The sequence below is a fragment of the Enterobacter cloacae complex sp. S2 genome, from assembly GCF_015159675.1.
Taxonomy (GTDB): Bacteria; Pseudomonadota; Gammaproteobacteria; order Enterobacterales; family Enterobacteriaceae; genus Enterobacter; species Enterobacter intestinihominis.
Map to the genome: position 1 here is coordinate 73,242 of NZ_JADDTS010000042.1, position 19,426 is coordinate 92,667.

Sequence of the window (19,426 nt, forward strand, 5' to 3'; positions counted from 1 at the left end):
CGATGAGCAACCAGACTCAACAACACGATCAGCAGGCGGGCCAGGCGTTCAGCCAGGACGAGTTCAGCGCGCTGCTGAATAAAGAGTTCCGCCCGAAAACCGATCAGGCGCGCTCTGCCGTAGAAAGCGCGGTTAAAACCCTGGCGCAGCAGGCGCTGGAAAACACCGTGACCTTCTCAAACGATACCTACCGCACCATTCAGAACCTGATTGCCGGTATTGACGAGCAGCTTTCACAGCAGGTGAACCAGATTATTCACCACGAGGAGTTCCAGAAGCTGGAGAGCGCCTGGCGCGGGCTGAGCTACCTGGTGAACAATACCGAAACCGACGAGATGCTGAAGATCCGTTTTATGAGCATCTCCAAGCAGGAGCTGGGCCGCACCCTGAAGCGCTACAAGGGCGTGGGCTGGGACCAGAGCCCGATCTTCAAAAAAATCTACGAGCAGGAGTACGGCCAGTTCGGTGGCGAGCCGTTTGGCTGCATCGTGGGCGACTACTACTTCGACCACAGCCCGCAGGACGTTGAGCTGCTGGGCGAGATGGCGCGCATCGGCTCTGCGGCCCACTGTCCGTTCATCACCGGCACCGCGCCGGGCGTGATGCAGATGGAGTCCTGGCAGGAGCTGGCTAACCCGCGCGACCTGACTAAAATCTTCCAGAACACCGAATACGCTGCCTGGCGTTCACTGCGTGAATCAGAAGATGCCCGCTATCTGGGTCTGGTGATGCCGCGGTTCCTGTCGCGTCTGCCGTACGGCATTCGCACCAACCCGGTCGACAGCTTCGATTTTGAAGAGCAGACCGACGGGGCGAACCACAACAGCTACTCGTGGGCAAACGCTGCCTATGCGATGGCGGCCAACATCAACCGCTCCTTCAAAGAGTACGGCTGGTGCACCTCGATTCGCGGCGTGGAATCCGGCGGGGCGGTGGAAAACCTGCCGTGCCACACCTTCCCAAGCGATGACGGAGGCGTGGACATGAAGTGCCCGACCGAGATCGCCATCAGCGACCGTCGTGAAGCGGAACTGGCGAAAAACGGCTTTATGCCGCTGGTTCACCGCAAAAACTCCGACTTCGCCGCCTTCATCGGCGCGCAGTCCCTGCAAAAACCGGCCGAGTACCACGACCCGGATGCCACCGCTAACGCGCGCCTGGCCTCCCGTCTGCCGTACCTGTTCGCCTGCTGCCGTTTTGCTCACTACCTGAAGTGCATCGTGCGCGACAAAATCGGCTCCTTCCGCGAGCGCGAAGAGATGGAACGCTGGCTGAACGACTGGGTGATGAACTACGTGGACGGCGACCCGGCTAACTCCTCCCAGGAAACTAAGTCCCGCAAACCACTGGCGGCGGCGGAAGTGCAGGTGCAGGAAATCGAAGACAACCCGGGCTACTACGCCGCGAAGTTCTTCCTGCGTCCGCACTACCAGCTGGAAGGTCTGACCGTTTCCCTGCGTCTGGTATCTAAACTGCCGTCGCTGAAGACGAAGGACGCGTAATGACGATTGCCGGCCCGAAGGGGCCGGCCATCTGAGCGGAAGAGCTTAGCTTATTTCTGTCAGTGAATAAGGATAGACGGTGAAACATATACTTTTGATCGCGACCAGTTTGCTGGCAGTTTCTACTCTCGCAAGCGCGGACGCTGGAAATTACAAATACCCTCAAGCGGAAGCATTGCCTCAGGATGACACATCAAACTTCCAACGCGATCCGACGCTGTTAACAGGGTACGATTTAGATCTGAGTGCAGAGCGTTTTGCTAAAGCCTGGCTGTCGAAAACGAATGAACGTGAACGCATTAAGGCAAATATGTATCTTCTCGGCGTAGTCGACGCGTCTGAGGGCACTGCATGGTGCAAGGGCAGGCCTTTTTTGCCAAATACAATACATGAGTTTCTCTATTCTCGTTTTGCGAACTTATCGAAACAGCAAGGCGAGGAGCGCGCTTCAAAAATCATCATTGACGGCATGAAAGAATTACGCCCGTGCAAAAAAGGAGAGTGACAAATGAGACCATTATACGAACAACTTAAACGTCAGCATTACTCTTCAAATCACACACGCGCGGGTTTTGCCTCGGGTGAACAGGTTTTTTCAGAAATTGGCTACGATTATTCGACGATTATCAAGCAACAACCGGCATACGAAAATACCTGTGCGGTAAGAATGAGCCTGGCATTGTTAAAATGCAATGTTGAATTTACAGGGCGTTTACCCATAAAGACCGGTCCCTATAAGGGAAAAACAATCGAGCCTGGCGCAAAATTACTTGCCGATCAGCTTTATAAATCCCATGTGTTTGGCAAGGCAGAAATCTTTAAAGACCGCGAGGCTGGTGCACGCTCAATGTTGGGCCGAAAAGGTGTTGTTTTCTTCAATAAAATTGATGGGTATGGCGGTGGTCATATCGACCTTATCGAGCCTCTGAGTAATAATTCGTTTATATGTAACTCCGATTGCTTTCCGTACTGTCAGGAAATCTGGTTTTGGGAATTAAAATAATTATATTCAGGTGTCTAAAGACCGTATTTCTTTTGCTCACTTGCTTATCTTTTTCTGCTCGCGGTGACAACCCTTACGTTGATTTTTATCAGCAGCAAACATACCGGCAGGTGGTAAAAGATTTTGTCCTGGCGCGCTGCCTTGCGCAGGTGGCAGATAAAGGCAGTCAATTTTCTGCTGATGCGGCCCGCAGTGCGAGTGCATTTATTGAATGGATACCGTTTGATGCTGAAAACGGTACTGACAAAGTTAACGCCATTATTGGGAAGTATAAAAACCAAATTAATGGTTTCCACTCGGAGCGCAAACCTGATGTAAAAGGCGTAACCTTAAATTGTCTACGTCTTTATCATAGCGACGAACTGAATAAACTGGTTCCGCAGCTCATCATTGGCGATCCTGACCGCACCTGGATTCAGGATAATCCACAATAGTATAAGACTTCACATTCTTTCCTTTCGTTCAGGGGGAATGTAAGACTGTCAAATGACACGGGTCGTTTGATATGAGGCAGAGGTAAAATATGGACGGTTTTATTCAGCCCCATGCTTTCCTGTTTGCCATATAAGGGCTTTTTCGAAAGCAATATTGTTCATCCACGAAGAGTAGATATTATGGCTATTGATATGTTTCTGAAGGTCGAGGGTGTTACGGGCGAATCTAAAGATTCTAACCACACCGGCTGGACTGATATTACCTCCTTCTCCTGGGGCGCGTCCCAGCCAGGTAATATGAGCGTTGGCGGTGGCGGCGGTGCCGGTAAAGTGAACTTTAACGATCTGCACGTTAACGCTCTGATCGACAAATCCACTACAGCAATCCTGAAACACTGCGCAAGCGGTAAACACCTGACCAAAGTTGAACTGTCCGTCTGCAAAGCGGGTGGTCAGCAGGTTGAATACACCCGCATTACCCTGGAAGACGTTCTCGTGACTTCCGTTCAGTACACGGGTGCAGACAACGGCGATACCGTTGGCGTGACCTATGCATTCCAGGCTGCGAAAGTGAAACAGCAGTACTGGGAGCAGACCACTGCCGGTGGTAAAGGTGCTGAAAGCAGCGCTGGCTGGAACATCAAAGAAAACAAAGAAGCGTAATTGCGCGCGTGACCGGGGAGTTTTCCTCGGTCATTATTTACAGAGACTTAATTTCGTTTGCAAAGGGATGTCAATATGAGCGTAAAATCAACGGTTGCTCCTGGTTATTGTGTTGTTCAGCAGGCTGGTACGTTAGATTTCCAGGCAAGACTACTGTTCAATAAACTAGACAGTGAAGCGGCACGTTATTTTATGCAAGTGAACAGGGACACACGGTGGTTAAAACCCGGGCAAATATTGATCCTTAATGCTCCGGGTGCTGAAAATGCGGTTCAGCTAAAACAATTACAAAATGCAAAGCAAAAGGTTAATGGAGCATTGGCAGAACTGAATACAGATGAAGCTAATTTCTTTAACAAGCATTTTAGTACCATCGCAGCATTAACTAATTTTATGGATAAATCTCTCGGGGTGGTTGCTGATGCAGGTGAAAGGTACTTTAGCGAAATAGAAAAGAAATTAAAAGCTATCGAACTGGCTTATCAAAATCAATACAGAACGCAAGGCACATTGATCGGGCTGCAGTTTTTTGTTGAAAGGCAAAAACTTTTTTCTGAGCTGGACGTTTTATTAAATAAGCTGTCCAGACTAACGCTGAAACTGAAACCTTATGAAGAAATCAAGCACGCTTTAGGTTTATCAAGCAGGTCAATTGTCCACGAATGGAGTACTGCGGGTGTTGCCTCGATACGAGGGTATTCAACATATGTAGACAATGCTTCAAAAGCTGCCCGTTTTCTGAAAATGGGAGGATGGCTTGCTATCGGCTTCGCTGGCGCAAACACAACCAATGAAGTTTACGATGCCTGTACAGTAGGTAGAGAGCAGAGTTGTTCCAAAGTCGCCGTTAAGAAGTACAGTCAATTTGGCGCCAGTCTTGCGGGCGGGATTTATGGCGGAAAATATGGCGCCATGGCTGGGGCTGGCGTATGTGTTGCATTGGGCGTAGCAACAGGTGGTGTAGGGTTGCTCGCGTGTTCTGTGGTAGGCGCCGCTGCGGGTGGATACATTGGTGGCGAAGTTGCCGGTGGAGCAACTGAATATGTCATGGATAAGCTATGGTGAATTTAGAAAATATTCTTTTATTTCTGATTGTTGTTTTATTTTTACTTGTCGTAATTATGGACTTCATCAGTTCCCGTTATTTTAAAAAACACGAGGCCGAATATAATCAGCTTCTTTCAGAATATAGGCAAAAAGGCTACGATCTCGATCTGGTGACAAATTACGCATCATTTTTTGGTTCGCTGGCGAACTATCAAAAAATAATCTGGTTTGTTCGTCTTCGCAAAGGCGTGAAGATGAAATTTACCAAAGACAGAAATGTTCAGGACGATGCCTATAAATTCGTTCAGGCTTTACCGGAAGAGAGAATCGGCTGGATATTAAAACTGCATCGACGCTATAAAGCTCAGGCCTTACTTTTTACGCTATGGCTGCTTATCGGCATTATTTTCCTGAATGTAGTCAAATAGCTTTAATCAGCCCTTAACCCCCAAACCCCGCCGTTTTCACCCCCGAGAGCGGCAGCGTTTGAGCGCTAATCATACCAGCAGGAATACGCCATGCGATTCACGATTATTTCTACGAAACCCGGTCATCAGCCGCCGCAAAGCAGCTGTGATTTTTATGCCCCGGGCGGCACCATTGGGCGCGGTACGGATAACAATCTGGTGCTGCCGGACAATGACCGCACCATCTCGCGTTTGCAGGCCATCGTTCACGTCGACGCCAGTGGCGAATGCCGCGTCACGAACCGCGGCAGCGTTACCCGCGTGGTACTGAATGATATCCCGCTGGAGCGTGGGCGTCAGGTTGAGCTTCAGGATGGGGATATTCTCGGTATTGATGATTATCGCATTGAAGTCAGCGAACTCATTCATGACACCCAGCCCGTAAGCCGCATGGCGGCCAGCATGCAGCAGGCGCGCCCAGTGGCGACACCTGCACCAGCGCCGCAACCGAAACCGGCCAGCGCCGCGCCTCGCGGAAAAGCTGAACCTACGGCCGTGCCGTCGGAAATCTGGGACAGCCTGATGCAGGAGTTTTCCATCTCCGACAGCATCTCCAGCAACCGGGCAAAACCACAGCCCGCCGCATCCCACGATCCGTTCTCTCAGCCTGCGGCCCCGGAGCGGAATGCCGAAGATCCGTTGGCAATGTTTAACGACGCCGAACCGTCGCTTGAACGTAAAAACGTTGATCCGGACACGCTGTTTAGCGATGAAGCGTTGTTTAAAAAAGAGAGCATCTTTGACGATGTCACCCCTTCAACGCTGGTACAGCCGGACGAAAGCAAACCTGCCCAGCCAAAGGAAGAGGCGTCGGACGAACTCGATCCGTTAGCCCTGTTTGGCGGGTCGGCGAGCGCACCTGCCGCGCGTCACGATGACCCTCTCGGCCTGATGGGCGGCGCGCCGTTAACCCATCCGGATGAAATCGTGGCCGATAAGCCGGAGCCAAAGCCTGAAGCGCAAGCCGCACAGGAAGAGGATGCGCTGGCCAGCTCACCGCTGTTCGATCCGGAACCGACTGAACCACAGGACGCGCCGCGCGCGGAAGAGGAGCCCGCGCGCCCCGATTACGCTGGCTTCACCATGCCAACGCCGCAGGCCGTGGCGCGCAGCAACGCGCAGGCGCCTAAAGGCCGCCTGCGTATCGATCCGGTTAAAAACGCTGCATCGCCTGCTGCCTCCGCGCAGACCGGCGAGCGGGGCGAGGTGCTTCAGGGCGAACTGCTGGAGGCGCTGCTGGAGGGCATGGGCCTGAGCGAAATGCAGCCGGTACCGCAATTCGACCGGGAAAATATGCGTCAGCTGGGGCAGATCCTGGGCATGTTCTCGCAGGGGACCGTGGCGCTGCTCTCCTCGCGCTCCATCCTCAAGCGTGGGGTGAAAGCCGATATGACCATGGTGCTCGACGATGCGAACAACCCGTTCAAACTGTTGCCGACCGGGAAAACGGTGCTGATCCAGATGTTCGGCACGCCGATGCCGGGCTTTATGCCGCCGACCAAATCGGTGCGTGATGCGCTGATCGATCTCCAGGCACACCAGCTAGGGATGATCTCTGGTATCCGCGCCATTATCGCCGCCATGCTGCAATCCTTTAACCCGGAACAGCTGGAAGAGCAGGCGAAGCAGAACGGGATGACGTCACGCCTGGCGCTGCCGGGCAGCCGTAAAGCCGCGCTGTGGGATTATTTCGTTCGCAGCTATGGCGAGACGGCGGGCGAGATCGAGGACGACTTCCATACCCTGTTTGGCGAAGCCTTCCTCCATGCCTATGACATGGAGGTCAATCAGTACAAAGACTCACAAAGCGGATCGGAAGAAAAATGAATATCGCAACGGCTTCTCTCTCCCGCCAGGGGACGCGCGCCAGCAACCAGGATCAGACGGGAGAAACCATCGGGGAACGTTCAGCCTGCTTTGTCGTCTGTGACGGCATCGCAGGCCTGCCGGGCGGCGAGGTGGCCGCTGAGCTGGCCCGCAACAGCATTATTTCCCGCTTTGATGGCGACAAGCACCTGAATGCGCAGCATATTCGTGACTACGTCCAAACGGCGAACCGCACCATTCTCAGCGAACAACAGGCCGTGCAGGACTATCGCCGGATGGGCACCACGCTGGTCAGCCTGTTTATCGACAGGGATTACCGTCTGGCTTACTGGGCGCACGCCGGAGACAGCCGCCTGTACCTGTTTCGCCGCGGCTGGCTGTGGCATGTCACCACCGATCACAGCCTCGTCCAGCAGATGAAAGATGCCGGGCATCAGACTGACGATCTCAACAGCAACCTTTTGTATCTGGCGCTGGGTATTGAGAATGGCGGACCGGAAGCGAGCTACAGCGATGTCGTGCAGGTTGAGGACGGTGATGCCTTCCTGCTCTGCACCGACGGTTTCTGGCACGGCGTCAGCGAAGAGCAGATGAAGCAGTCGCTGCACATGGTCAATACGCCACAGGAGTGGCTGACCTTAATGAACCAAATCATTCAAAAGAATGCCGAACAGGAGGGCAATGCTCAGGATAACTATACCGCCGTGGCGGTGTGGATGGGCAACCCTCAGGACACCACTTTGCTGCATACGCTCTCTGACGCAGCACAATTTCTTCCCTGCGGAACTGATTAGACACACAAGGATTGATATGAAACTTTGGCTATCGGGTTTGGCTCTTCTGACGGTGGCGACCACCGCACAGGCTGAAAACTTCCGCATCGTGCAGTCTCCTGCGCAGAAGCTGGATATCTGGATCGACAACATTAAAGACAATACGCCGCAAAGCTGGTGTAAGGCGGACGTGGCGCTGCGTATCGTGGCGAACGGCAAGAAAGAGGTTTCGGTGCTGGAAAACTTCGTGCCGCGCCTTGGCTCGCTGCTGGAGCACCAGTGCAGCAAGCTAAATACCCTGAACTGGACGCTTAACGATCCGGAAGGCACGACGCTTGCCCGGGGCACAGCGGCTAAAGCGCAGGACTGGGCGCTGGTGGTGAAGCAGCAGGAAACGGCGGCGGCAACGACCACCACCTCAGGCGCGCTGCTGCCGCCTGACCAGAATCCGGAGACGCACACCGTGGCGGCAGATCGTACGCCATGGCAGGAGTTCACCCTTCAGGACGGTTGCCACCTGCGCACCTTCTGGGAGGGCGGTTCCTCCGCGCCAGCGCTGTTTATTCCGGATTCCGACACCACCCGCTGCGGCAACGGCAGCTGGCTCAGCGGCCACACCGTGGTGACGCAGAACCGTAACGGGACGCAGAAAGCGATTCCGGTCACCTACATTCACGGCTTCCCGGTGATGGGGCTGAACAACGCGGTCGATCCTGAAAAGGCGCTGATCACCTCCGTCAACAAAGAGCGCATGGTCTTCAGCACCCAGAACAGCGACCAGAGCTGGATGATCCTGCCGTACGACAGCACCCTGAACGGCTGGAAGAGCAACGGCACGGTGGCGGTGGAAATCACCCGTGAGATCGCCAGCGACGACGCCAGACTCCAGGCGCGTATCGCAGAGGTGAAGAAAATCTGGAGCGCATGGGTTGCACCGGGCGCGGAGCTGAACGTTGTTCTGATTGACACGCTGCGCCCGCAGTTGCGCGATCCGGCAGTGGGCGCCTGGCGCGCGGCGAATTAAGGAGGGGCTATGAATACGCTTTATCAACGTCTGGCGGGCGAGTCGATTAGCGACGCGCTGCTTCGCCTGGAAGCCGATATCAAAGCCCGTCCGGCGGATGCCGATCTGCGCGCTGCGTTTGTGCAGTTTCTGATCCTCAGCGGCAACTGGGCGCGCGCCCTGACCCAGCTGAAAAGCTGGCTGGCGCTGAAGCCGCAGGCAAAACCGACCGTAACGCTGCTGGAGCAGGCCATTCAGGGTGAACAGCAGCGTGCGCGCGTGTTCGCGGGAGAGGTACGACCGGCAATGCCCGAGGCGCAGTGGCCGTGGCTGACGACGTTAGCCCAGGCGCTGACCGAAAGCGCAGGGCAAGCGCAAACGCTGCGCCTGGCGGCACTCGAACAGGCCCCGGCAAGCCGCGGGCAGGTCACGCTGGAGAATGAAGAGAGCCACACCTTTGAATGGCTGATGGACGGCGATGCCCGTCTGGGGCCGGTGTGTGAAACCCTGGTCAATGGCCGTTATTTCTGGGTGCCGTTCTGCGCCATCGACGCGATCCGTTTTCAGGCTCCGGCCAGCGTAACCGATCTGGTGTGGCGTCATGCGCTGGTCCGCCTCACGGACGGCACCGAGCAGGTGTGTCAGATCCCGGCGCGTTATCCGTTTGCTGACGGGGTGCCAGACAGCGTTAAGCTGGGGCGCACCACCGAATGGCTCCCGCTGGACGATGACGGCGCCCTGTATGAAGGCATGGGACAGAAAGCCTGGCTGAGCGAGCAAAGCGAAAGCCCGCTGCTTACCCTGAGCCTGGTGACATTTACCTCGGATGGTGCGGATGAGTAATCCCGCTGGCGAAGGCGATCTGCTGCGCAGCGGCTGGCAGGCCCGCAGCAGGCAGGAGAAAGTGGGGGCGCGCGACAAAATGCAGCCCTCACTGCTGGATCGCCTGACGGATAACGATCCGGAAAAAAAACGCGAGTCCGCCAACAGCAATCTGATTACCCACGCCGCGCTGCGTCGTAACGTCCTGCGGGATTTACAGTGGTTGTTTAACACCATTAACCACGATGCCTCCAGCGATCTGAGCGGGCTGACGCAGGTGAGCCGTTCCGTCGTGAATTTTGGCGTGGCGCCGCTGGCGGGGAAAAGAATGTCCGATATTGAATGGCACGACATTCAGCGCAAACTCACCGAAGCGATTATTAACTTTGAACCGCGGATCCTGCCGCAGGGGCTTCAGGTTCGCTGCGTGTCCGATACCTCCTCGTTAGATCTGCACAACGTTCTGTCTATCGAAATCAAAGGTCGCCTGTGGTGCGTGCCGTATCCGCTGGAATTTCTCTTTCGCACCGACGTCGATCTTGAGAACGGCCATTTTGAACTGAAGGATGCGGGGTAATTATGGAAAGCAAACTGCTCGAATATTACAACCGTGAACTGGCCTATCTGCGCGAGATGGGCGCAGAGTTCGCCGAGCGCTACCCGAAAGTGGCGGGGCGGCTCGGCATGCGCGGCATCGAAGTGGCGGACCCGTACATTGAGCGCCTGATGGAAGGTTTTGCCTTCCTGACCTCCCGCGTGCAGATGAAAATGGACGCCGAATTTCCGCGCTTTTCACAGCGTATGCTGGAGATGATTGCGCCAAATTATCTGGCGCCTACGCCGTCGATGGCGATCGCTGAAATTCAGCCCGACAGCAGCCGCGGCGACCTGAGCAAAGGCTTTATTGTGCCGCGCGGCACCATGATGGACAGCCTGGCGCTGAAAAAGACCGGCGTTACGTGCAGCTATACCACGGCGCACGAGGTGAACCTGCTGCCGTTAAAAATTGAGCGGATCGAGCTGGGCGGCGTTCCCGCCGATCTGCCGCTGGCCCAGCTCGGCCTGAGCCAGCGGGGGATCAGCAGCGCCTTACGGATCCGCATTGCCTGCGATGGCCCGCAGCATCTCGGGCACCTGGACTTTGACCGCCTGGAGTTCTTCTTAAGCGGCCCGGACATCGAGGCGCTGAAGCTGCTGGAGCTGGTGATGGAGCACCACGCGGGTATTGTCTGCCAGACGGTCAGCAAGCAGCCCCAGCGCCAGCTGCTGTCGTCTGACGCCCTGCGTCAGGAAGGCTTTAATGCGGACCAGGCGCTGCTCCCGGACGATCTGCGCAACTTCGACGGCTATCGCCTGTTGCAGGAGTACTTTGCGTTCCCGGCGCGTTTTCGTTTCATCAGCCTGAGCGGGCTGGGCAAGCTGATCCAGCGCTGCGAAGACGAAAAAGCGTTTGATATCTTCATTCTGCTCGACAAGAGCGACGATCAGCTGGAGCGCGTGGTGGATGCCAGCCACCTGGCGCTGCACTGCACGCCGGTGATCAACCTGTTCCCGAAAGTGGCGGCCCGGCAGAAGCTGAGCGAAAGCCAGCATGAATACCACCTGGTGGTGGATAACATCCGCCCGCTGGATTATGAAATTTATGCCGTGAAAAAAATCTATGCCAGCGCCGATGGTCAGCGGGACGACCAGACGTTTCGTCCGTTCTGGAGTACCTGGAGCGGAGACGCGGGCAACTACGGCGCCTATTTTTCCCTGCGCCGTGAGCAGCGCGTTCTCTCCGAACACGCGCTGCGCTATGGCACCCGCACGGGCTATATCGGCTCGGAGGTCTTCGTCTCGCTGGTGGATGCGCAGCACGCGCCGTGGCAGGAGAATTTGCGCTACATTTCCGCCGAGGTGCTGTGCACCAGCCGTGACCTGCCGCTGATGCTCCAGCAGGAGCTTGGGCAGTTTATTATGGCCGACTCCATGCCGGTGAAGGCGTTAACCCTGCGTAAAGGCCCGACGCCGCCGCGTCCGGCGCTGGCGGAAGGGTTCAGCACCTGGCGGCTCATCAGCCAGCTGCAAATGAACTACCTCAGCCTGATGGACAGCGAAAACGAAGAGGGCGCTGCCGCGCTGCGTCAGCTGTTAGGGCTGTACGCCAACCTGGCCGAGACGCCGGTTGCCCGTCAGGTGGATGGCGTTCGTCACTGCGTGCTGGAGCCGGTGCACCGCCGCGTGCCTGAACCCGGCCCGGTGGTGTTCGCCCGCGGGATCGGCATCACCCTGACGGTGGACGAACGCGCCTTTTCCGGCGCCAGCCCATGGCTTTTCGGCAGCGTGCTGGAACGCCTTTTTGCCCGCCTGGTCTCCATCAACAGTTTTACGGAGTTCACGCTCAAGAGCCAGCAGCGTGGTGAAATCGGCTACTGGGCGCCGCGCATGGGTAAAAGGGCGCTGGTATGAGTGAAGTTGCCCCTGCAACGCTGCGCGTGCATCGCCTGACGCCGCTGCCCGATGCGTTCTGGCGCGGGGTGCGCGAGACGCCGTGGCGCTATGATCTGTTCCAGCTGTTAAGACGCATTGATGCCCAGGGCGGTGAACGTTACCCGCTGGGGCGCGCGCCGCTGCCTAAATTTGAGCCGCTGCGTATTGGTCAGCAGCCTTCAATGGGCTTTGCGCCGTCAACGGTTGCTGAGGTCCGGCAGCGGGAAGAGAACGGACTGCATGACGTTTCCATACTGAGCTTCGGCCTGTTTGGTCCTAACGGCCCGCTGCCGGTGCACATGACTGAGTATGCCCGCGAGCGTATTCATCATCATCAGGATCACAGCCTCAGCGCGTTTGCCGACCTCTTTCACCACCGCCTGACGCTGCTGTTCTACCGCGCATGGGCGGACGCGCAGCCTGCCGTTTCACAGGATCGCGACGACAACAGGCGCTTCGAAGGGTATCTGGCATCGCTGATTGGCATGGGGCAGCCTGCCCAGATGTCGAAAGGCAGCCTGAGCGCGCACGCCCGCTTTACTCACGCCGGGCACCTGACCCGACACGGGCGGGACCCGGAAGGGCTGGAGAAAATCCTGCGCAACTATTTCAACGTGCCGGTCAGGCTGGTGGCCAACGTCCCGCAGTGGATGCCGCTCTCAACGCGGGAGCAGGCACAGCTGGGCGAGGGGCGGCGTATGCCGCGCATGGGAGAGTCCGCTTTTCTCGGCATTGCGGTACGCGACGTGCAGCATAAATTTCGGCTTGAGATTGGCCCGTTGAGCGCAGACGACTACAACCGTTTTCTGCCGGGCGAAGGGTGGGTGACCGAGCTGCGCGACTGGGTGCGACAGTACGCCGGGGTGGAATTTGAATGGGAAACACGGGTGATCCTGCGCGCCGATGCGGTGCAGGGCGCTACGCTCGGTAGCGCCGGGCGATTAGGGTACAACACCTGGCTCGGCCTTCAGCCTCAGCCTGTTCCGCGTGGCGATCTGGTGTACCGCGCAGAGCGATAATCCTTCCGTATACCGAATCATTGTTAATGGAAACTAACATGTCAGAAATTAGCCGTGCCGTGCTTTTCGGCAAACTGGATACGCTGTTATTTACCTCTCTGGAAAGCGCGACTGCCTTCTGTAAGCTGCGCGGCAACCCGTACGTTGAGCTGGTGCACTGGCTGCATCAGCTGATGCAGCAGCAGGATGGCGATCTGCAACAGGTCATCCGTCACTTCGCCCTTGATGAACAGCAGCTGACACGCGATATCGTGGCGGCGCTGGATGCCCTGCCGCGTGGCGCGAGTTCCGTGTCTGATCTTTCCGAGCATATCGACAGCGCCGTCGAGCGCGCCTGGGTCTACGGCTCGCTGAAGTTTGGCGTCAGCCGCATCCGCGGCGGCCATTTGCTGATCGGCATACTGAAAACGTGGAATCTGGCTAATGTGCTGAAAAGCATTTCGGCGCAGTTCACCCGTCTTAACGTCGAGGTGCTGATCGAGCAGTTCGACGCCATTTGCGCCAGCAGCAAAGAGAGCCAGCAGGCCGCCGCCGCTGCGGACGCGCCTGCCGGGGCAGTACCGGCTGCGCAGGGCACGCTGTCGCAGTATGGTCAGGATCTGACGGCGCGCGCCCGGGAAGGGAAAATCGACCCGGTGGTGGGGCGCGATGAAGAGATCCGCCAGATGGTTGATATTCTGATGCGTCGTCGCCAGAACAACCCCCTGCTGACCGGGGAAGCCGGCGTCGGGAAAACGGCGGTGGTGGAAGGGCTGGCGCTGCGTATCGCTGACGGCGACGTGCCGGAGCCGCTGCAAAACGTTCAGCTGTGGCTGCTGGATATCGGCATGCTTCAGGCCGGCGCGGGCATGAAAGGGGAATTTGAGGCGCGCCTCCAGGCGCTGATTAACGAGGTGCAGTCCAGCGCCACGCCAATTATTCTGTTTATCGATGAGATCCACACCCTGATTGGCGCTGGCGGTCAGCAGGGCACCGGCGATGCCGCTAACCTGCTCAAACCTGCCCTGGCACGCGGGCAACTGCGCACCATCGGCGCGACCACCTGGGCGGAATACAAAAAATACATTGAGAAAGATCCGGCGCTGACCCGCCGTTTCCAGACCGTACAGGTTCACGAGCCGGACGAAGCCAAAGCCGTGCTGATGTTGCGCAGCACCGTGTCGCCGCTGGAAACTCATCATCAGGTTTTACTTCTCGACGAAGCGGTCAGCGCGGCGGTGAAACTGTCGCATCGCTATATTCCTGCGCGTCAGCTGCCGGATAAAGCGGTGGCGCTGCTGGACACCGCCTGCGCGCGCGTGGCCGTCAGCCAGAGCGCGCCGCCTGCCCAGCTGGAAGATTGTCTGCGTCACCTGGCGGCCCTGGACGTGGAGCTGGAGATTGCTGAACGCGAAGCGCGCGTGGGGGCGGGCGATCCGGCGCGTGTGGCGGCCTTAACCGCCGAACGTGACGCGTTCGAAACCCAGCGCGAAGCCCTGGCTCGTCGCTGGGAAGAAGAGCGCACGCGGGTGCAGGAGATTATCCGTCTGCGTGCCGCGCTGTTTGCGGCGGGTGATGAGGATACGGCTGAACTGTGCGGCCAGCTGGCAGAACAGCAGCAGGCGCTGAAGACCCTACAGGGTGACGAACCGCTGCTGTTTGCTGCGGTGGATGAGAACGTGGTGGCTGCGGTGGTCTCAGACTGGACCGGGATCCCGCTGGGCCGGATGGTGAAAAATGAGATCGACGCGGTGCTGAATCTGGCCGACACGCTGAACCAGCGGGTTATTGGTCAGCGTCACGGTCTGGATCTGATTGCCCGTCGGGTAAAAACCTCGCGGGCGAAGCTTGACGATCCGAACAAACCGGTCGGCGTATTCATGCTCTGCGGGCCATCCGGCGTGGGTAAAACCGAAACCGCGCTGGCGCTGGCGGAGTCCTTTTACGGCGGCGAGCAGAACGTCATTACCATCAACATGAGTGAATTCCAGGAAGCGCACACCGTTTCGACGTTAAAAGGTGCGCCTCCGGGCTATGTGGGCTATGGTGAAGGCGGCGTCTTAACCGAGGCCGTGCGCCGCCGTCCCTACAGCGTGGTGCTGCTGGATGAAATTGAAAAAGCGCACCCGGACGTGCACGAGATCTTCTTCCAGGTCTTCGACAAGGGCTGGATGGAGGACGGCGAAGGGCGTCACATTGATTTCCGTAACACCATTATTATTCTGACCTCTAACGTCGGCACCGACCTGATCGCAGCCATGTGCGCCGACCCGGAACTGATGCCGGAGCCTGACGCGTTAAGCGGCGCCCTGCGCCAGCCGCTGCTGGAGGTGTTCCCGCCTGCGCTGCTGGGCCGCCTGCTGGTGGTGCCGTATTACCCGCTGAGCGACGAGATGCTGGGGCAGATTGTGCGTCTTCAGCTCAGGCGCATTCAGCGTCGTCTGGAAGAGAATCACAACATTATTTCTGAATTTGACGACAGCGTGGTCGAACAGATTGTTCAGCGCTGTACCGAGGTTGAGTCGGGCGGGCGTATGGTGGATGCGATTCTGACCAATACGTTGCTGCCTCAGATGAGCCAGATTTTACTTACCGCCAGCCGCAGCGACGAGCAGTACCGACGTCTGCATGTCACCTGCGAGCAGGGCGAGTTTCACTGTCAGTTTGCCGCGTAATAATCATCAAGAGAACTGTAAAAGATGACGGATAATGATAACAATCGGACTGTCCCAAACGCGCTCCCGGTCGGGTACCGTTTCAATGAGTTTGAGATAAAAGAGGTGATTGGCGGCGGCGGATTCGGCATCGTCTATCGCGCCTGGGATCACCAGCTCGAACGCACTATCGCTATCAAAGAATTTATGCCTTCCTCCCTCGCCGTGCGCGGCGAGGATATGACGCTGGTGCTGCGCAGCGAGCGCTTTGGCAAAGCGTTTTCTGCCGGCCTGAACAGCTTCATCCAGGAAGCCCGCCTGCTGGCGCGCTTTAACCACCCGAACCTGCTGCACGTACTGCGTTTCTGGGTGCAAAACGACACGGCCTATATGGGAACGCTGTTTTACAGCGGTACCACGCTGTCGCGTCTGCGCGAAGAGAAACCGGAGCTGATTAACGAGGCGTGGATCCGCCGCATGCTGCCAATGCTCTTCGGCGCCATCAAAACGATCCACGACGAGGGGTATCTGCACCGCGACATCTCGCTGGATAACATCCAGATTCAGGATAACGGCCTGCCGGTGCTGCTCGATTTCGGATCGGCGCGCCGCACCATCGGTAATCTCTCGGATGAGACGGAAACCATGCTGCGTCCGGGCTTCGCGCCTATCGAGCAGTATACCGACGACAATGAAAGCGAGCAGGGGCCGTGGACGGATATCTACGCGCTCGGCGCCGTATTGCGCACCCTTATCGTAGGCTCTCCGCCGCCGGTCAGCGTGGTGCGTTCGATTCAGGACACCTGCAAACCGCTGGTGGAGCTGATGCCGCAGGGCTATTCCATCCCGCTGCTACAGGCCATCGACAAGGCGCTGGCGCTGCATATGGAAGACCGTCCGCAATCCATTGAGGAGTTTGCGGCGCTGATCGAGATGCCCGTCGCCGGTATCGACGAGGTGCTGACCGCGAAGAAGACCGGCACGATGCTGGTGCCGGTGGAAGAGGAGACATCTGCTTCCGCGCTGGACTGGCGACGTTACAAGCTTCCGGGGCTGGTAGCCGCGGGCGTGCTGGTTGGGGTGGTTGCCGGTGCGATGCTGTTCGGCGGCGGCAGTCAGGAAACGCCAGAGCAGACGGCGCAAACGCCTGCCGTGAGCCCTCCGACTGAGACCTCCGCCCAGGCGGAAACCAGACCGGCAACCGCAGACGTGAGCGAGCCGGTAGCGTCACCTTCTACGGCGCAGCAGAGTGCGCCGCCTGTCGACGCCAGCCCGGTCGCGCTGGTCTACATCCGCATGCTTGATGGCGAGACGCTGAAGGTGAACGGCGAGTCTAAAGCGCTGCGTCCGGGCAATAACGGTTACGCATCGCTGAAATTGCCTGCGGGCGAGACCCGCATTGAACTGGAAGGCAATGGAAGAACGCGTACCCAGACGCTGGATATTGCGAAGCCAGGCACCTGGCTGGTGAATCCGTAAGCCTGCGGGTAACAGGACGGAGCGAATGTATAACATCAAGTTTGTCTATCTGTTCCACGAGAACGTCTCGCCAGCGTTGTTTGCGAAAATAATCCGTCCGTCCGTTGCCGGACAGTGGATTATGTCGGTTCCCGACCATTCGCTGCGCTCGCTCTTCACGCGCTACGATCTGCTGCGCACGATCACCGGTGCGAATCCTTATCAGTCCGGGCGCGATACCCGCACGCTGATCGCGCAAGATTTAGAGATGGGCAGAGTGGTTGCCATTGACGAAAGTTTTCGTGACTGGTCATCAGTAACGGAAATTTTTTACATCAATGCCAAAGGGCAACTCCAGGCTGCCTCGCTGGTCGGCCTGGGCTGGTATCCGGTGAGTACGATTGTCGACCGCTACGAAACCATGGTGAGAACGTACGGATCTCGCCCTGCGCCAACGGTACTGCCAAAACAGGTGGTGAAATCTAAAACGGCACAGGTGCCGGATGAACCTACTCCGGGCAAGGACGGTAAAACCTATGCCGGGCAGCTTCAGAAGATGACCAAAGCAGAGCGCTGGCAGGCGCGTAAAGATCTGATTGCGAAGGGGAGCAATAGCCTTTATCCGGATGCCCAGATCGCCGCGAAGCGTCTGGCGGCGAATAATATCGCGGTGGAAAAAGCGAAGCTTGCGGAAAATATTTATAAGACCGTGAACCCGCTGGAAACCACACCGGGCGTGCCGGAGGGGTGGACGGATATCAGTAATGACGATGCGCTGTTAGGAAAGTTCGGGCTGAACAAATCAATGCTCTTTGACGATGATACGTCCCCCAATTTTCTGGCGCGCGTCTATCAACCGAAGCCGGAAGTGTTTGGTACAGATATGAACCCCACACTGGTATTCAGGGGATCGCGCGAGCCTGGTTTCGCCTCTCTGTCTGATAATGTCTCCTCTTTACTGACCAAAGGGGAGCTGGCGCCGGTGGTAAACGGGGCTGACTGGTCGAATAACTTCTCACAGGGCATGGGTATGGCTTCAGATTATTATAAAAAGGCCGTGAGTATCGGTAAGGAGCTGGCAAGGTCAGGCCAGAATATTGATATTGCCGGTCATTCCCTTGGCGGTGGCCTCGCCTCTGCAACCTCTATGGGCAGCGGGAAAGCGGGGTGGACGTTCAACGCCGCCGGCCTGAATGCCGGAACCGTAGAAAAATACGGCGGTAAGATATTAGGCAGTACGGATAATATCCAGGCGTATCGGGTTGAAGGTGAACTGCTGACGAAGATTCAGGAAGTTAACCCCTGGGAGGATCTGAAAACGATGAAAGGGCATGTCCCTTCGTGGATCCTCAAAGAGGAAATCTCTGCGCTGAGCCCTAATGCTGCCGGAATACCCCACGATCTTCCCGGTGGAACCGGAAGCGCGCTGGACCGCCACGGGATTAATCAGGCGATTGATTGCATAGAGCAACAGAAGGACGAGGATATTTCGATAATCGGGAGTCGATTGTGAAAAAACGGTTGATGGCTTTTGTCGCGTTATGTTTTTTATTCATGATTCAGGGGTGTAAGCAGGATATGGACCTTAATCCACAGGACTACTTCAGCGGTCAGCAGCTTGAACTGGCGAAAGCGATTGAAGAAGGTGATGTCGACGCGGTGAAGACGCTTGCACCAGACAGCGATCTTAATAAACCGGGAAAGCAGGATATGACCCTGCTTTTTTGGGCCATCGGCAACGCGATTAATGATAAAAAAACATCGCCCCATTTAAAGGTGATTACGTTGCTTGTTAAGGCCGGCGCAGATCCGCTCCAGCCTCGACCGCAGGGAAAAAGCAGCCCTGCCGAATTTGCCCTGAAGGGGGACAGCGCAGACTGGATCAACGCTATGCTGGACGGTGGCCTTTCGCCCAATGTGAAAGATAAGGTCTTCCACGAACCCATCATCTTCCAGTCGCTAAAAGCGAAAAATACAGAGACGCTGGAAGCCATGCTCGATAGCGGAGCAGACGTCAATGCAACCAATTCACTGGGTAAAACGCTGGTGTTTGATGCGCTGGATAACCAGGCTTACGATCATGTCTTGTTACTGCTCGATCGTGGAGCGGACCCGTCAGTTAAGGCTAAAAATGGCTGGTCAATGAGCAATGCGCTTGCGGACGCGCTGAGTGGACTTGATAGAGGCAGCGAGCAATACGAGAAGTTAAATGAAATAAAAGAGAAACTTATTCAGAAAGGGGGCGTGTGGCCACCTGCGCCGGTTAAGTGATTGCACAACTGTCATAAAAGCCAGAGATAAGG

The 19,426-nt window shown here is 56.8% G+C and carries 18 protein-coding genes; all 18 read left to right on the top strand.

The window, feature by feature from the left end; genetic code table 11:
- Positions 1–2: 2 nt before the first annotated feature.
- The 18 genes from tssC to IPZ49_RS19415 all read left to right on the top strand — a co-directional run bounded on the left by tssC (position 3) and on the right by IPZ49_RS19415 (position 19,394).
- The gene (gene tssC, locus IPZ49_RS19330) at positions 3–1,502 is read left to right on the top strand and encodes a type VI secretion system contractile sheath large subunit (RefSeq protein WP_006810956.1); all 1,500 of its coding nucleotides are present in this window, start codon (positions 3–5) and stop codon (positions 1,500–1,502) included.
- Positions 1,503–1,581: 79 nt separating this feature from the next.
- Positions 1,582–2,007 carry a Rap1a/Tai family immunity protein gene (locus tag IPZ49_RS19335; RefSeq protein ID WP_032670776.1) on the top strand — a complete coding sequence of 142 codons (426 nt, stop codon included), beginning with the start codon at positions 1,582–1,584 and terminating at the stop codon, positions 2,005–2,007.
- A gap of 3 nt (positions 2,008–2,010) precedes the next feature.
- Positions 2,011–2,505, top strand: a complete 495-nt coding sequence (locus IPZ49_RS19340) for a T6SS effector amidase Tae4 family protein (RefSeq protein ID WP_022648411.1) — start codon at positions 2,011–2,013, stop codon at positions 2,503–2,505.
- The gene (locus tag IPZ49_RS19345; protein ID WP_022651413.1) at positions 2,490–2,939 is read left to right on the top strand and encodes a T6SS amidase immunity protein Tai4 family protein; all 450 of its coding nucleotides are present in this window, start codon (positions 2,490–2,492) and stop codon (positions 2,937–2,939) included. Before IPZ49_RS19340 ends, IPZ49_RS19345 begins: the two co-directional genes overlap by 16 nt.
- Positions 2,940–3,119: 180 nt before the next feature.
- Positions 3,120–3,602: a type VI secretion system tube protein Hcp gene (locus tag IPZ49_RS19350; protein ID WP_014884229.1), complete on the top strand. Its 483-nt coding sequence runs from the start codon at positions 3,120–3,122 to the stop codon at positions 3,600–3,602.
- A 75-nt stretch (positions 3,603–3,677) separates the two neighbouring features.
- On the top strand, positions 3,678–4,667 hold the full coding sequence (locus IPZ49_RS19355; RefSeq protein WP_058688653.1) for a hypothetical protein: 990 nt from the start codon (positions 3,678–3,680) through the stop codon (positions 4,665–4,667).
- Positions 4,661–5,077: a hypothetical protein gene (locus IPZ49_RS19360; RefSeq protein WP_015570334.1), complete on the top strand. Its 417-nt coding sequence runs from the start codon at positions 4,661–4,663 to the stop codon at positions 5,075–5,077. The genes IPZ49_RS19355 and IPZ49_RS19360 overlap by 7 nt, the downstream gene beginning before the upstream one ends.
- A gap of 90 nt (positions 5,078–5,167) precedes the next feature.
- Complete coding sequence (gene tagH, locus IPZ49_RS19365) at positions 5,168–6,943, top strand: type VI secretion system-associated FHA domain protein TagH (protein WP_017384296.1); 1,776 nt, start codon at positions 5,168–5,170, stop codon at positions 6,941–6,943.
- Positions 6,940–7,737, top strand: coding sequence for a PP2C family serine/threonine-protein phosphatase (locus tag IPZ49_RS19370; protein WP_003859969.1), 798 nt, complete (start codon positions 6,940–6,942; stop codon positions 7,735–7,737). The genes tagH and IPZ49_RS19370 overlap by 4 nt, the downstream gene beginning before the upstream one ends.
- A gap of 16 nt (positions 7,738–7,753) precedes the next feature.
- Positions 7,754–8,740: a hypothetical protein gene (locus IPZ49_RS19375; protein WP_047063191.1), complete on the top strand. Its 987-nt coding sequence runs from the start codon at positions 7,754–7,756 to the stop codon at positions 8,738–8,740.
- A 9-nt stretch (positions 8,741–8,749) separates the two neighbouring features.
- Entirely contained in the window at positions 8,750–9,562 is an 813-nt protein-coding gene (locus IPZ49_RS19380) for a type VI secretion system accessory protein TagJ (RefSeq protein ID WP_049133441.1), read from the top strand.
- The gene (tssE, locus tag IPZ49_RS19385; protein ID WP_015570336.1) at positions 9,555–10,118 is read left to right on the top strand and encodes a type VI secretion system baseplate subunit TssE; all 564 of its coding nucleotides are present in this window, start codon (positions 9,555–9,557) and stop codon (positions 10,116–10,118) included. Before IPZ49_RS19380 ends, tssE begins: the two co-directional genes overlap by 8 nt.
- A 2-nt stretch (positions 10,119–10,120) precedes the next feature.
- Entirely contained in the window at positions 10,121–11,992 is a 1,872-nt protein-coding gene (gene tssF, locus IPZ49_RS19390) for a type VI secretion system baseplate subunit TssF (RefSeq protein WP_023296775.1), read from the top strand.
- On the top strand, positions 11,989–13,032 hold the full coding sequence (gene tssG, locus IPZ49_RS19395) for a type VI secretion system baseplate subunit TssG (RefSeq protein ID WP_032648553.1): 1,044 nt from the start codon (positions 11,989–11,991) through the stop codon (positions 13,030–13,032). The genes tssF and tssG overlap by 4 nt, the downstream gene beginning before the upstream one ends.
- A 38-nt stretch (positions 13,033–13,070) precedes the next feature.
- Complete coding sequence (gene tssH, locus IPZ49_RS19400) at positions 13,071–15,686, top strand: type VI secretion system ATPase TssH (protein ID WP_063932747.1); 2,616 nt, start codon at positions 13,071–13,073, stop codon at positions 15,684–15,686.
- A 24-nt stretch (positions 15,687–15,710) separates the two neighbouring features.
- Entirely contained in the window at positions 15,711–17,144 is a 1,434-nt protein-coding gene (locus tag IPZ49_RS19405) for a serine/threonine-protein kinase (protein WP_058688655.1), read from the top strand.
- Positions 17,145–17,169: 25 nt separating this feature from the next.
- Positions 17,170–18,636, top strand: a complete 1,467-nt coding sequence (locus IPZ49_RS19410; protein WP_045907250.1) for a hypothetical protein — start codon at positions 17,170–17,172, stop codon at positions 18,634–18,636.
- 11 nt (positions 18,637–18,647) lie between these two features.
- The gene (locus IPZ49_RS19415; RefSeq protein ID WP_032667010.1) at positions 18,648–19,394 is read left to right on the top strand and encodes an ankyrin repeat domain-containing protein; all 747 of its coding nucleotides are present in this window, start codon (positions 18,648–18,650) and stop codon (positions 19,392–19,394) included.
- The last annotated feature ends 32 nt before the right edge of the window (positions 19,395–19,426 follow it).